The sequence below is a fragment of the Isoptericola haloaureus genome (genome assembly GCF_036689775.1).
GTDB classification, from domain to species: domain Bacteria; phylum Actinomycetota; class Actinomycetes; order Actinomycetales; family Cellulomonadaceae; genus Isoptericola; species Isoptericola haloaureus.
The window spans coordinates 893,614-906,471 of the sequence record NZ_JBAGLP010000118.1; the positions used below are offsets into that span (position 1 = coordinate 893,614).

Sequence of the window (12,858 nt, forward strand, 5' to 3'; positions counted from 1 at the left end):
CGTTCCCCGGGGACCCCCTCGTGTGACGACCGTGTTACGACTCGCCTCAGCCGTCGACGTCGTCCAGGTGGTGGACGACGTCGTGCAGGAAGTACCGCCCGAACGTGCGGACCGTGAACACCGAGCCGTTCGAGCGCCGCCCGACGCGCTCCAGGTCCTCCTCCGCCACGGTGTCGAACCGGTCCGCGACCGCGGCACCCGCGACGGCGAGCTCGTCGACGACCCGGGCCGGGTCCAGGGCGGCGTACCCGCCCGCGAGCGCCGCGGCGTCCTGGTCCCAGTTCGCGAAGGCCGCCCCGTCGGTGGCCAGCATGAGCGCGAGCCGCTCGTCGAAGACCCCGAAGACGTCCCGTACGTGGGCGCCGTACTCCAGCGGGGACCACACCTGCGGGGCGGGACGACGGCGCACACCGGGCCGGGCGAGGACGGCCCGCCAGCGCGGCACGAGGGCCCGCACGGCGTCCCCCACGGCGAGGGGGTCGACGTCGGCAGGGTCGAACCCGCACGCGGGGCACGGTCGCTCGACCACCCAGGTCCAGTCCTTGGTGTCCGGCACGATCGGGTCCGCCTCGACGGGCGAAGTGTCGTCGCTCACAGCCGGCACGATACCGGGCACCGACCTGACGGCGGGGCCCTATGCTGTCAGCATGCCCAAGATCATCGGCAAGAGTCTTCACGAGCACCGCCAGATGACCCGGCACAAGCTGTTCGCGGCGCTGTCCACGCTCATGGCCGAGCGGGGGTTCGACACGATCACGCTGGCCGACATCGCGCAGGCCGCCGGCGTGGGGCGCACCGCCGTGTACAACCACTTCGCGGACAAGGAAGCCCTGCTGCTGGGCTTCATCACCCACGAGACCGAGCAGTACGCCCACACCCTGGAGCGCGCGCTGACCGAGGTCGACGACCCCGTCATGCAGCTGCGCACCTACATCCGCCAGCAGGCGCAGCTGACGACGGTCTTCCACCTCGCGCCGGGTCCGGACCTGCGCACCGTGCTGTCGCGGACCACCCAGGCCCGGCTGCGCGAGCACGCCGAGATCGTCGAGTCGATCCTCAAGCGCATCCTGCGCGAGGGCGTCGAGACGGGCGCCTTCCCGCCCCAGGACATCGAGCCCACCGTACAGCTCGTCAACGCCTGCCTGTCGGGGCGTCTCATCCCCAGCGACCCCGAGGGGCGCGAGCGCACCATCCGGGCGACCGAGACGTTCGTGCTGCGCGCGGTGGGCGCGCGGCCCCAGATGGCGGCCTGAGCGACCGACCGCAGCGGGTCGCGCGCCCGGCTCACCCCCGGGCGCTCACCACCAGGCGTCGGACGGCCGGTGGCGGTGCTCGGGCTCCGGCGGCGTGTACGGCACCGGGACCGGAGCGAGGTAGGCACGGGCGAACTCCAGGGCCGCCACCAGGTCGGTGTGCCGCTCGTGGGCGTCGCGGGCCTTGCGGGTGGAGATCTCCAGCACGACGTCGCCGCTGAAGCCGTTGTGGGCCAGCTCGGTGAGGACCTTGTCGCAGTGCATGTCGCCGCGGCCCGGGACCAGGTGCTCGTCGCGGATGTTGAACGTGCCGTCGGCCAGGTGCAGGTGCCGCAGGCGGTCCCCGAACTCGCGGACGAGGTCCAGGCCGTCCTGCTGGGCGATGGCGGCGTGCGACAGGTCGAGCGTGACGGCGTCGTAGTCGTGCTCGGACGGGTCCCAGCCCGGCAGGTACGCCTTGAGCTCCCGGTCGAGGCGGGAGTGCGGCCGCCACGGGTACATGTTCTCCACCGCCACGGTGACCGGGCCGGAGGCGTTGAGCTCGCGCACCTGCTCCTCGAACCCGCGGGCGTACTTGTACTGCCAGCGGAACGGGGGGTGCACGACGACGGTGCCGGCGCCGAGCTCGGCGGCCATGTCCACCGTGCGGGCCAGCTTGTCCGCCGGGGACCGCCCCCACACCCGCTGGCTGATGAGCAGCGTCGGGGCGTGGATGGACCGGATCGGCACCCCGGACCTCTCGGCCAGCCGGGAGAGCGCGGCCGGGTCCTGCGTCGCGGGGTCCGACCAGACCATGACCTCGACGCCGTCGTACCCGATCTCGGCGGCCGCCTCGAAGGCGAAGGCCGCGCGACGCGGGTACACCGACGCGGTGGAGAGTGTCACGGGAATCGGCGTCTCGGCCATGTCGCCACCCTAGGTCGGCCACCTGAAAGAACGCTGGACACGTTACCCCCGAATGCCCCCGGCCGCTGCGGTCGCGGGGCGCCGGTTACGCTGCGTCCCATGGTGCGCGCGGTGGTGTTCGACGTCGGCGAGACGTTGATCGACGAGACCCGGATCTTCTCGCGGTGGGCCGACCGGCTCGACGTGCCGCGCGGCACGTTCCTCGGGCTGGTCGGGGCCTGCGCGGCGACCGACCGACCGTTGGCGGACGCCTTCTCGCTCGCCCGACCCGGCCTCGACCTGCACGCCGAGATGGCCCGGTGGGCGCTGGAGGATCCCGAGGGGCTGCGGGAGAACTTCGACGCCGACGACCTCTACGCCGACGTCCGGCCGGCGCTGGCCGCACTGCGCGAGGCCGGTCTCGCCGTCGTCGTCGCCGGGAACCAGCCACCCCAGGCCCGGGCGGCGCTCGAGGCGATGGACCTGCCCGTGGACAGCATCCGCACCTCCGACGAGTGGGGGGTGGAGAAGCCCGCGCCCGAGTTCTTCGCGCGGGTCGCGGACCTCGCCGGCCACCCGGCGTCCCAGATCGCCTACGTGGGCGACCGGCTGGACAACGACGTGCTCCCCGCCGCCGACGCCGGGATGCGGCCCGTGCTGATCCGCCGCGGCCCGTGGGGCTACTGGCACGCGACCCGCCCCGAGGCCGCGCGGGTCGACGTCGTCGACTCCCTGCACGAGCTCCTGGCCCTGCTGACCCGCTAGTCCCGGCGCGCCTCGGGGTCCATCTCGTTGGGCACCAGCGTGTCCGGGTCGACCTTGCCGGTGCGGAAGCCGGCACGGCTGACCAGGTGGGCGGACACCGGCGCCGTCGCGAGCTGGAAGACGACGACCAGGACGAGCATCGCCACCGCCGACCAGCTGCGGACCCGGAGCGCGAGCCCGAGCAGCAGCAGGACCAGCCCGAGCACCTGCGGCTTGGTGATCGCGTGCATGCGCGCCAGCAACGAGTCGAAGCGCAGCGCGCCGACCGCCGCCGCGAGGGTCAGGAACGCCCCGGCGAGCAGGCTCACGGCGGCGACCACGTCGGCGACGGTCGTCCAGAAGCCCGGTTCGACCTCGGTCATCGGTCCTCCTCCCGGTCGTCCGCGGTCCGGTCGTCCGCAGCCCGGTCGTCCGCAGCCCGGTCGTCCACGGCCCGGCGCTCCGCGCGCGACGGCTCCCGGGCGGCGAACCGCGCGATGGCCACGGAGCCGACGAAGCCCACGAGGGACAGGGCGACGAGGATCGGGATGGTCTCGGTCCGCCGGTTCCAGGCCGCCTCGATCGCGATCGCGCCGACGAGGGTCGCCGCGAGCAGGTCCAGCCCGAGCGCGCGGTCGAGCATCGACGGCCCGCGTTCGATGCGCACCAGGGCCAGCAGCGCGGCCACGGCCACCATCACCGCGGCCACCACGACGACGACGGTCATCCGGTCCCCTCCGTCCCGTCCTGCGCCGCGCAGCGCGCGAGCACGTCCCGGGGCGCGAAGCTGCGCAGCACCCGGTCCTCCAGGTCCAGCAGGTACTGCCGCACCCCGTCCGGGCCGCCGGAGCGCTCGATGTCCAGCACGTGCACGGACAGCATCCCGGTGTCCCGCTCGGCCTCCACGACCATCGAGCCGGGAACCAGCGTGGACAGCACGGCCGTGGTCGTGAGGTAGACGTCGTCCGGGTTGCGCAGCCGGACCTGCACGACGGCGCCCTGGGGCTGGGGCCCGGGCCGGACCGCGACCCACGCGACCTGGAACGAGGCCACCACGAGGTCGGTGACGAACCGGCCGAGCAGACCGGCGAACGGCACCGGGCGGAACGTCCCCCGCGACGGGATCGGCGGCAGCGGGAAGGCGACGACGACGAGCACCGCCAGCAGCAGTCCACCCACGACGTTCCCCCACGAGAGCTGCCCCCACAGCAGCACCCAGACCAGGGTGAGCCCGACCAGGGCGGGCCACTGGGCCAGGACACGGCCGAGGCCGCCCCGCGCGTGCTCCGACTCGGCGCCGGTCATCCGTCACCCCCGTCCGAGCCGTCGGTCTGGGCGTCCGTGACGTCCACGGACTGCCCCGTGCCCCGGTCGGACCCGCCCGGGTACACGGCCTCGATGTAGGTGTACCCGTCCATCGTCGTGGCCGCGGAGCGGTCGGCGTACCCGTACAGCGGGCCCGCGACGACGGTCAGCGAGACGCCGAAGGTCACCAGGGCCGCGGCCGGCCAGACCATGCTGCGCGGCATCGGGGCGTGCTCGGGGATCTCGACGGGCGCCGTCTGCCAGAACGCCTTGTTCCACGCCTTGACCACCGCGTAGAGGGTCAGCAGGGAGGTCACCACGGAACCCACCACGAGGGCCCACGCCAGCGGGGTGCCGTCGCGCACCCCCTCGGTGAGCAGCCCGACCTTGCCGAGGAACCCCGACAGCGGCGGGATGCCCGCCAGGTTCAGCGCCGGGACGAAGAACAGCACCGCCAGCAGCGGGGCGAGCCTGGCCAGCCCGCCGAGCCGGTCCAGCGACGTGGACCCGCCGCGCCACTCGACCAGCCCCACCACGAGGAACAGCGCCGTCTGCACCGAGATGTGGTGCACGACGTAGAAGATCGCGGCGGCGGTCCCGGCCTCCGAGGCCAGCGCGACGCCGAAGATCATGAACCCGATGTGGCTGACCAGCGTGAAGGACAGGAGCCGTTTGACGTCGTTCTGGGCCACGGCGCCGAGGATGCCGATCACCATGGTGGCCAGCGCGACGACGAGCAGGATCTGGTCCACGACCGGGCTGTCCGGGAAGATCAGCGTCTGGGTGCGCAGGATCGAGTACACGCCGACCTTGGTCAGCAGGCCGGCGAACACCGCGGTGACCGGCGCGGGTGCCGTCGGGTAGGAGTCCGGCAGCCAGAAGGACAGCGGGAAGACGGCCGCCTTGATGCCGAACGCCAGCAGCAGCAGGAGCTGCAGGGCCACGCGGACGGTGTCGTCGATCTCGGGCAGGCGCACGGCGAGCTGGGCCATGTTGATCGTGCCGGTGGCCGCGTAGATCAGGGCGATCGCCGCAAGGAAGAGCACCGAGGACGCCAGCGCCACGATGAGGTACACCGACCCGGCCCGGACCCGTTCGGCGGTCCCGCCGAGCGTCAGCAGCACGGCCGAGGCGGCGAGCAGGATCTCGAACCCGACGTAGAGGTTGAACAGGTCCCCGGTGAGGAACGCGTTGGAGACGCCGGCGGCCAGCACCAGGTAGGTCGGGTGGAAGATCGCCACCGGGATCGCGCCGCCGACCCGCGCCTCGTCGACGGTCTCCGCCTCGCTCTCGGGCACGCCCTGACCCAGCGAGTACAGCAGCACGCACAGCAGCATGACGCCGCTGACCGTGAGCATCAGGGCGGCCAGCCGGTCGGCGACCAGCGCGATGCCGACCGGTGCGGCCCAGCCGCCGACGTCGACGACGACGGGACCGCCGTCGGCCGCGAACACGAGTCCCACGGAGGCCGCGGTCGCCGCGACGAGCGCGACGACGGAGATCGTGCGCTGGACGTTGGCGTACCGGTGCAGCGCCAGCGTCAGGCCCGCGGCGAACAGCGGCACGAGCACCGGCAGCGGGACGAGGGTCTCGGGACCCCAGGCGGCGGGGATCATCGGTCCGCCTCCGTCCCGGCGTCGTCGCCCGCGACCTCGTCGTGCACCGTGGCGGCCTCCTCGTCGAGCGACTCGCCGGTCTCGGCGGCGTCCGCGTCCTCGTAGGCGGGGGCGTTGAGCGCCGCCTGCCGGGCGACGCGGCGGTCCTCGACGTCGTCGGCGACCTCGTCGTGGCCGTGCAGCTGCCAGGACCGGTACGCGAGCGCCAGGATGAACGCCGACAGCCCGAGGGTGATGACGATCGCGGTGAGGGTCATGGCCTGCGCCAGCGGGTCGCTCATCGGCTCGTCGCCCGCGTTGCCGACGATCGGCGACGCGCCGGCCCGGCCGCCCGCGACGAGCAGCATGAGGTTCACCCCGTTGCTGAGCAGGATGAACCCGAGCAGGACCCGCGTCAGCGGGCGCTCCAGCAGGAGGTAGACGCCGGCGCCGCACAGCACGCCGACGGCGAGCACGAGCACGGCGGACGGGGTGTTCTCCAGGACGATCATCGCGACCCCTCCCCCACGACGGCCACGACGTTCTCCGGCAGCTCGCCCTGCCGGTCGATCTCCGCGCCGAGCGTGCGCAGCAGGTCCAGGACGAGGCCGACCACCAGGAGCATCACCCCGACGTCGAAGAACAGCGACGTCACCAGGTGGACGTCGCCCAGCAGGGGGACGTGGACGTCGTAGGTGAAGCTCTCCAGCACCTCGTTGCCGCCCAGCAGGGCGACGAGCCCCACGCCCGCCGACAGGAACAGGCCGGTGCCGAGCAGCAGGCCCGGCGGCACGGGCATCGCCTCGCCGAGCTCGTACCGGCCGCCGGCGAGGTAGCGCACCGCCAGGGCGATCCCCACCACCATGCCGGCCGCGAACCCGCCGCCGGTGGAGTTGTGGCCGCTGAACAGCAGGAACAGCGCGAACACGACCATCGCGTGGAAGACCAGTCGCGTGACGACCTCGAACATCACCGACCGTCGCTCGGGCGTCAGGGTGCGGCCGGCGGCGAGCCACACGCCGCGGCGCGGGCCGCCGTCGTCGCGGTCGGCGCCGGGTGCCCGGGACAGCCGCAGCACCGCTCCGCTGCGCTGGCGCAGGAAGACCAGGGACGCGACGCCCGTGGCGGCGACGAGCAGCACCGACAGCTCGCCCACGGTGTCCCAGGCGCGGATGTCGACGAGCGTGACGTTGACGATGTTGCGCCCGCTGCCGTACTCGACGGACTCCGCGGGGAAGTCGACGCTGATGGGCTGCTGCACGCGCGCCAGCGGAGCCGCGAGGGTGAGCGCCATCATGACCACCCCCGTCGTCACGCCCAGGGCGAGGCGCACCCACCGGCTGACGGCGAGCGGCCGGTCGGTGAAGTAGGGCGGCAGGCGGCGCAGCACGAGGACCAGCACCACGAGCGTCACCGTCTCGACGAGGACCTGGGTCAGGGCGAGGTCCGGCGCACCGTGCAGCAGGAACAGCGCGGCGTTGGCGTAGCCGGCCACCCCGACCAGGACGACGGCCTTGAGCCGCCGCCGGGCGCGCGTCGCGAGCACGGCCGCCACGACGACGATCCCCACGACCGCGGCCTGCGCCGGCCGGTCCCACGGCACGACGTCGACGGCGACCGTGCTGCCCGAGAGCAGCCCCGACAGGATGACCGCGCCGGGGGCCACGGCGAGGACCACCAGCACGATGCCGAGGTAGAACGGCAACGAACCGCGCTGGGTGGCGCCGGTGACGTCGGCGGCCAGGTCGTCGAGGCGGCGCATGGACCGCCGGTAGACGACGTCCGCGCCGCGCAGTGACGGCAGCGCGGCCTGCCAGCGCTCCACGCGCACGCGCTGCCAGAACAGCACGGCACCCGCTGCGAGCACGACGGCGGAGGTCGCCAGCGCGGGCGTCAGGCCGCCCCACAGCACCAGGTGTCCGGGGTCGCCGGCCGGGTAGGTGTCGGCGTAGGGGGCCAGCACACGCTCCCCGGCCGACGGCACGAGCGCGACGAGCAGGCCGCCGAGGGCGAGCACCGCGGGCGGCGCGACCAGGAGCACGGGCTGGCGGCGGTGCGGCACGGCCGGGGTGCCACCGTCGGGCGCGCCGCCGTCGGCCGGCGACGCCTTGGTGCCGAACGCGCCCCACCAGAACCGCAGGCCGTAGGTCACGGTGAGGATCGAGCCGACGACGACGGCGGCCAGCGCGGCCACCTCCAGCGCGTCCGCCCCGTGGGTCACGTCGTGCCAGAGCCCCTCCAGGGCGGCCTCCTTGGCGACGTAGCCCGCCGTCGGCGGCACCCCGATCATGGAGGCGGTGGCCAGCAGCCCGGCGGCGGCCGTGACCGGCATGGCCCGCCACAGCCCGGACAGCCGGCGCAGGTCACGCGTGCCGGTCGCGACGTCGACGGCCCCGACCACGAGGAACATCGTCGCCTTGAACATGGCGTGCGCGCCGAGCAGGGCCAGCCCCGCGAGCGCGGCCGCCCGCGTCCCCAGCCCGAGCAGCAGCACGAGCAGACCGAGCTGGGAGACCGTGCCGAAGGCCAGCACGAGCTTGAGGTCGTGCTGGCGCAGCGCCCGGTAGCCGCCGACGAGCAGGGTCGCCCCGCCGAGGGCGACGACCGACCAGCGCCACACCGGCTCCCCGGACAGGCCGGGCGCGAACCGCGCCACCAGGTAGACGCCGGCCTTCACCATCGCCGCGGCGTGCAGGTACGCCGAGACCGGCGTGGGCGCCGCCATCGCGGCGGGCAGCCAGAAGTGGAACGGCACGAGCGCCGACTTGGTCGCGGCGCCGGCGACCAGGCACAGCGACGCCACGACGGCGGCGGTTCCCGTGGGCGGCGCGGCCACGACCTCGGAGAGCCGCCAGGTGCCGGTCGAGACGCCGAGCACGATGAGCCCGACCAGCATGACCAGCCCGCCGGCCGTGGTGACGACGATGGCCTGCATCGCGGCCCGCCGCGACGCCTTGCGGTCGGCGTAGTGGCCGATCAGCAGGTAGGAGAAGACCGTGGTCAGCTCCCAGAAGACGAAGAGCAGCAGCAGGTCGTCGGCGACCACCAGGCCGATCATCGCTCCCGGGAACGCGGTGAGCGTCGCGGCGAACCGCCCGGTGCCGAACGCGTCCCGGGCGAAGTAGGCCGAGCAGTACACCAGCACCAGGGCGCCGACCCCGCCCACGACGAGCAGCATGAGCCAGGACAGCGCGTCGAGGCGCAGGTCCAGGGACAGGTCCAGCCCCGGCACCCACGGGATGCTGGTGACCGGGTACCGGCCGTCCAGCACCGCCGTCGTGCTCGCCAGCGCGTAGCCCGCGGCGGCGGCAGGACCCAGGGCGAGGATCCAGAACGCACGCCGGCCGAGCCGGGCCACGAGGACGGGCGCCGCCAGGGCCAGTGCGAACGTCAGCAGCAGGACTGGCAGCACGGCACTCCGTCCGGTCGTGGGGCGGGGACATGACTCTAACGGTGCCGGGGCGTGCCGTCCCGACGGAGGTCAGCCGCGCAGGGGCAGGGTGAGCGTCGCGGCACCGTCGGCCGCGACCGTCACCGGCACTCCCCAGTCCTGCTGGGCGAGGTGGCAGGCCGGGAAGAAGTCCTCCGGCTCGCCGTCCGGGCCGAGCACCACGTCGTCCGGGGGCAGGTCGCAGGAGGCCGCCTTGGCGGTGACGTGCAGGACGCCCTCACCGACGGCGGGGTCGACGCGCAGGACGCGCCGCAGGTCCGTGCCGTCGCCGGCGCCGTCGAGCAGCAGCTCGGGCGGGGTGGCGCTGACCCGCAGCTCGGTCGACGGTCCGAAGCGGTCGTCGAGCTTCTGGCCGGGCGCCGGGGTGAACGGCACCTCGAGGTGCACCGCTCCGCCGCTGATCGCGGTCGCCTCCCGGGCGACGCGGTGCGCGCCGGCGTCCAGCACCTCGCCGGCCAGGTCCGCGGGCAGCGCCACGCGGGTCAGCCGGTGCGCGGCGGACTCGACGACGAGCAGGTGCACGGCGGTGTCGTCGGCCTGCACGACGACGTCGCTCGGTTCGGCCAGCGCGGTCGCCAGGGTGGTGACCTGGCCGGAGCGCGGGTCGTACCGGCGCAGCGCGCCGTTGTAGGTGTCGGCGACGACGGCGGACCCGTCCGGCAGCGTGGCGACCCCGAGGGGGTGCTGCAGCAGCGCCTGGTCGGCGGCTCCGTCCCGGTGCCCGAAGTCGTACAACCCCTGCCCGACGGCGGTGCGCACCACGACGGCGGGGCTGCCGCCGGGGGTGTCGGCCGGGTCGTCGGCCAGGTCGTCGGCCCGGTCGTCGGCGGGCACGACCCGGCGCAGCGCCGAGGTCTCGGCGTCGGCGAGCCAGAACCCGCCGTCGGGCCGGCGGTCGTCGTCGAGGGTCGGCGCGAGCCGGGAGGGCTGGGCGAACCACGCCTGCTCGCCGGGCCCGTCCTCGAGCCCCTCGTTCATCGTGCCCGCCAGGAGGCGCAGGCTGCCGTGCCCGTCGAACGCCACCGGGTCGAACGCCCACAGGGTGTGGTTCCCGGCCGTCGCGACCACGAACGCGCCCAGCGGACCGGACCAGGCCACGTCCCACGGGGAGGAGAGCCGGACCGACGTCGCGGGCAGCTCCTCGTCGGCGGCGTGCGCGCGGGGTGCCCGGCCCGGCAGCTCGACGTTCTCCTGACCGCCGACCATGTACTGGTGACCGGACCCGGCGACGGTGTACACCTGACCGGACTCCAGGTGTACACCGCGCAGGGTGTGGTTGACGGTGTCGGCCACCAGGACGTCGTAGCCGAGCTGCGGGCGCAGGTTCTCGGGCACGAGGCACAACCCGTTCGGCTCGCTGAACCGGGCGGCGTGGGTGCCGTCGGGGCCGGGGCCGCCGTCGGCCAGGCCCCGCTCGCCGGAGCCGATGCGCCGCACCAGGGTCTCGCCGTCGGGCGCGAGCTCGGCCAGCGCGTGGTGCCCGGCGTCCGCCACCAGCAGGGTGCCGCCCGGCAGGGTCAGCGCCGCCGCGGGGAACCGCAGCGTCGTCGGCTCCGGCGTCGGCGGCACGTAGGGGCCGTCACCGCGGTGCAGGGTCCCCTTCGCGTCGTGCTCGGCCACGAGGTCGCGCACCAGCGCCTCCACCGCCGAGGCGTGACCCTCCCCGGCCATCTGGGCCACGACGTACCCCTCCGGGTCGACCACGACCAGCGTGGGCCACGCCCGCGCCGTGTAGGCGTCCCAGGTCACGAGCTCCGGGTCGTCCAGGACGGGGTGGCGCACGTCGTAGCGCTCGACCGCGGCGGCCAGGGCGTCCGGGTCGGCCTCGTGGGCGAACTTGGGCGAGTGCACGCCGACGATCACCAGGACGTCGCGGTGCGCCTCCTCGAGCTCGCGCAGCTCGTCCAGGACGTGCAGGCAGTTCAGGCAGCAGAAGGTCCAGAAGTCCAGCACGACGATCTTGCCGCGCAGGGCGGCCAGGTCCAGGTCGCGGCCGCCGGTGTTCAACCAGCCACGGCCGACGAGCTCGGACGCGCGGACCTTGGGCAGGGTGGGGGTGGTGCTCACCGCCCCATTGTCACAGCGCCTGGACGGCCCCCACCACGTGCACCCGCACCGGCACGCCCTCGACCGCCGGCGGGACGTCCTTGCGCGCCCCGACCGTGGTGACGTTCACCTGCAGCACCCAGTCGTGGGCGTCGCCGCGCTGGGCGAGCCCGACTCCGCAGACTCCGTCGACCTGCGCGATGCGCTCCCGCAGCGACCGCTTGGCGGCACGGGCCTGGTCGATCGTGGCCATCGCCACCACCTCCTGGGCACCATTGTCCCCCGCGGCGCCCAGCAGTGCCACGATGGACCGGTGACGACGATTCCCACCGTGACCCTGAACAACGGCGTCCCGATCCCCCAGCTCGGCTTCGGGACCTACAAGATCGGCGACGACGAGACCCGCGACGCCGTGCTCAGCGCCCTCGAGGCGGGGTACCGGCACATCGACACCGCGCAGATGTACCGCAACGAGCGGGGCGTCGGCGACGCCATCGCGGCCTCCGGCCTGCCGCGTGGCGAGGTCTTCGTGACGAGCAAGCTGAACAACGGCCACCACGCCTACGACGACGCCCTCGCCTCCTTCGACCGGACCCTGTCGGAGCTGCAGCTCGAGTTCGTGGACCTGTTCCTCATCCACTGGCCGCTGCCCGCCGTCGGGCGGTACCTCGAGGCGTGGCGGGCGCTGGAGGAGATCCTGCGCTCCGGCCGCGCCCGCGCCATCGGGGTGTCCAACTTCCAGCCCGCCCACCTGCGCACCCTCCTGGACGAGTCCACCGTCGTGCCCGCGGTGAACCAGATCGAGATGCACCCGTGGTTCACCAACGCCGACGTGCGCTACTTCGACGAGAGCCACGGCATCACCACCGAGGCCTGGTCGCCGCTCGGTCGCGGCGCCGTGCTCGAGGACCCGGTGATCACCGGGATCGCGGAGGACCACGGCGCGACGCCGGCCCAGGTCGTGCTCGCCTGGCACCTGGCCCGCGGCGTCGTCGTCATCCCCAAGTCCGTGACGCCGTCGCGCATCGCCTCGAACCTGCGGGCCGTGGACGTCGAGCTGAGCGAGGACGAGGTCGCGGCGATCACCGCCCTGGACCGCGGCGAGCGGCAGGGTTCCCACCCCGACACCGAGAACCGGACCGACCGCTGAGACGCTCCGCCACGCGCGGACGCGCGTTGTGGGCATGAAATCTGCAGGTGATCTCCGGCTCGAGATTGCAGATTTCATGCCCACAACGCGGGTGGGAGCGGGCAGAATGTCGTCATGGAGCGCCACACCGTCGTCGCGATCCGCGAGGGACTGCATGCCCGCCCGGCGGCCCTGTTCACCCGCCTCGCGGCGTCCCAGCCCGTCCCCGTCCGGATCGCCCGGGACGGCGGCGACCCCGTCGACGCCGCGAGCATCCTCGCGGTGATGACGCTCGGGGCCGACGCCGGCACCTCGGTCACGCTCTCGGTCGACGAGGGCGCGGGGGCCGACGAGGACACGGCCGCCGCCGTGCTGGACCGGCTCGAGGAGTTCCTCCGCGACCCCCAGCCGTCCTGAGCCGAGCCGTCCCGGGACGCGCTGGGCCATCCT

General features: G+C 74.0%; 14 protein-coding genes. 4 read left to right on the forward strand and 10 right to left on the reverse strand.

Translation table 11 applies throughout. The features are described from left to right. Window positions 1–46: 46 nt before the first annotated feature. A complete protein-coding gene (locus V5O49_RS14260; RefSeq protein ID WP_332902778.1) occupies window positions 47–595 on the reverse strand; it encodes a DinB family protein in 549 nt (182 codons plus the stop codon). Between the two features lie 52 nt (window positions 596–647). Between V5O49_RS14260 and V5O49_RS14265 the strand changes: the two genes are divergently transcribed. Further along, a complete protein-coding gene (locus V5O49_RS14265; protein WP_278236213.1) occupies window positions 648–1,253 on the forward strand; it encodes a TetR/AcrR family transcriptional regulator in 606 nt (201 codons plus the stop codon). Between the two features lie 45 nt (window positions 1,254–1,298). Here V5O49_RS14265 and V5O49_RS14270 read toward each other — a convergent pair whose 3' ends face one another. Continuing rightward, window positions 1,299–2,159 (reverse strand): sugar phosphate isomerase/epimerase family protein, encoded by an 861-nt coding sequence (locus V5O49_RS14270; RefSeq protein WP_332902779.1) that lies wholly within the window; start codon window positions 2,157–2,159, stop codon window positions 1,299–1,301. 99 nt (window positions 2,160–2,258) lie between these two features. Here V5O49_RS14270 and V5O49_RS14275 point away from each other — a divergent pair, with 99 nt between their 5' ends. Then, window positions 2,259–2,903 (forward strand): HAD family hydrolase, encoded by a 645-nt coding sequence (locus V5O49_RS14275; RefSeq protein ID WP_332902780.1) that lies wholly within the window; start codon window positions 2,259–2,261, stop codon window positions 2,901–2,903. Here V5O49_RS14275 and mnhG read toward each other — a convergent pair. The 8 genes from mnhG to V5O49_RS14315 form a co-directional block, all read right to left on the reverse strand. Beyond that, window positions 2,900–3,265: a monovalent cation/H(+) antiporter subunit G gene (gene mnhG / locus V5O49_RS14280; protein ID WP_332902781.1), complete on the reverse strand. Its 366-nt coding sequence runs from the start codon at window positions 3,263–3,265 to the stop codon at window positions 2,900–2,902. The two genes, V5O49_RS14275 and mnhG, sit on opposite strands and share 4 nt — an antisense overlap. After that, window positions 3,262–3,609: an MrpF/PhaF family protein gene (locus V5O49_RS14285; RefSeq protein ID WP_332902782.1), complete on the reverse strand. Its 348-nt coding sequence runs from the start codon at window positions 3,607–3,609 to the stop codon at window positions 3,262–3,264. Before V5O49_RS14285 ends, mnhG begins: the two co-directional genes overlap by 4 nt. Further along, window positions 3,606–4,187 (reverse strand): Na+/H+ antiporter subunit E, encoded by a 582-nt coding sequence (locus tag V5O49_RS14290; protein ID WP_332902783.1) that lies wholly within the window; start codon window positions 4,185–4,187, stop codon window positions 3,606–3,608. The genes V5O49_RS14285 and V5O49_RS14290 overlap by 4 nt, the downstream gene beginning before the upstream one ends. Beyond that, window positions 4,184–5,803: a Na+/H+ antiporter subunit D gene (locus V5O49_RS14295; RefSeq protein WP_332902784.1), complete on the reverse strand. Its 1,620-nt coding sequence runs from the start codon at window positions 5,801–5,803 to the stop codon at window positions 4,184–4,186. The genes V5O49_RS14290 and V5O49_RS14295 overlap by 4 nt, the downstream gene beginning before the upstream one ends. Further along, a complete protein-coding gene (locus tag V5O49_RS14300) occupies window positions 5,800–6,294 on the reverse strand; it encodes a Na(+)/H(+) antiporter subunit C (RefSeq protein ID WP_332902785.1) in 495 nt (164 codons plus the stop codon). Before V5O49_RS14300 ends, V5O49_RS14295 begins: the two co-directional genes overlap by 4 nt. After that, a complete protein-coding gene (locus V5O49_RS14305) occupies window positions 6,291–9,194 on the reverse strand; it encodes a Na+/H+ antiporter subunit A (protein WP_332902786.1) in 2,904 nt (967 codons plus the stop codon). The genes V5O49_RS14300 and V5O49_RS14305 overlap by 4 nt, the downstream gene beginning before the upstream one ends. Window positions 9,195–9,263: 69 nt before the next feature. Then, window positions 9,264–11,300: an NHL domain-containing thioredoxin family protein gene (locus V5O49_RS14310; protein WP_332902787.1), complete on the reverse strand. Its 2,037-nt coding sequence runs from the start codon at window positions 11,298–11,300 to the stop codon at window positions 9,264–9,266. A gap of 10 nt (window positions 11,301–11,310) precedes the next feature. Further along, window positions 11,311–11,532, reverse strand: coding sequence for a hypothetical protein (locus tag V5O49_RS14315; RefSeq protein ID WP_332902788.1), 222 nt, complete (start codon window positions 11,530–11,532; stop codon window positions 11,311–11,313). Window positions 11,533–11,592: 60 nt separating this feature from the next. Between V5O49_RS14315 and V5O49_RS14320 the strand changes: the two genes are divergently transcribed. Together V5O49_RS14320 and V5O49_RS14325 are read left to right on the forward strand one after the other, a co-directional pair. Further along, on the forward strand, window positions 11,593–12,429 hold the full coding sequence (locus tag V5O49_RS14320) for an aldo/keto reductase (RefSeq protein ID WP_332902789.1): 837 nt from the start codon (window positions 11,593–11,595) through the stop codon (window positions 12,427–12,429). A gap of 114 nt (window positions 12,430–12,543) precedes the next feature. After that, complete coding sequence (locus V5O49_RS14325; RefSeq protein ID WP_332902790.1) at window positions 12,544–12,825, forward strand: HPr family phosphocarrier protein; 282 nt, start codon at window positions 12,544–12,546, stop codon at window positions 12,823–12,825. Window positions 12,826–12,858 lie beyond the last annotated feature (33 nt).

Coding starts and splice junctions, on each gene's coding strand:
- V5O49_RS14265 (WP_278236213.1), top strand. CDS start 648: ATGCCCAAGATCATCGGCAAGAGTCTTCACGAGCACCGCCAGATGACC.
- V5O49_RS14270 (WP_332902779.1), bottom strand. CDS start 2,159: ATGGCCGAGACGCCGATTCCCGTGACACTCTCCACCGCGTCGGTGTAC.
- V5O49_RS14275 (WP_332902780.1), top strand. CDS start 2,259: ATGGTGCGCGCGGTGGTGTTCGACGTCGGCGAGACGTTGATCGACGAG.
- mnhG (WP_332902781.1), bottom strand. CDS start 3,265: ATGACCGAGGTCGAACCGGGCTTCTGGACGACCGTCGCCGACGTGGTC.
- V5O49_RS14285 (WP_332902782.1), bottom strand. CDS start 3,609: ATGACCGTCGTCGTCGTGGTGGCCGCGGTGATGGTGGCCGTGGCCGCG.
- V5O49_RS14290 (WP_332902783.1), bottom strand. CDS start 4,187: ATGACCGGCGCCGAGTCGGAGCACGCGCGGGGCGGCCTCGGCCGTGTC.
- V5O49_RS14295 (WP_332902784.1), bottom strand. CDS start 5,803: ATGATCCCCGCCGCCTGGGGTCCCGAGACCCTCGTCCCGCTGCCGGTG.
- V5O49_RS14300 (WP_332902785.1), bottom strand. CDS start 6,294: ATGATCGTCCTGGAGAACACCCCGTCCGCCGTGCTCGTGCTCGCCGTC.
- V5O49_RS14315 (WP_332902788.1), bottom strand. CDS start 11,532: ATGGCCACGATCGACCAGGCCCGTGCCGCCAAGCGGTCGCTGCGGGAG.
- V5O49_RS14325 (WP_332902790.1), top strand. CDS start 12,544: ATGGAGCGCCACACCGTCGTCGCGATCCGCGAGGGACTGCATGCCCGC.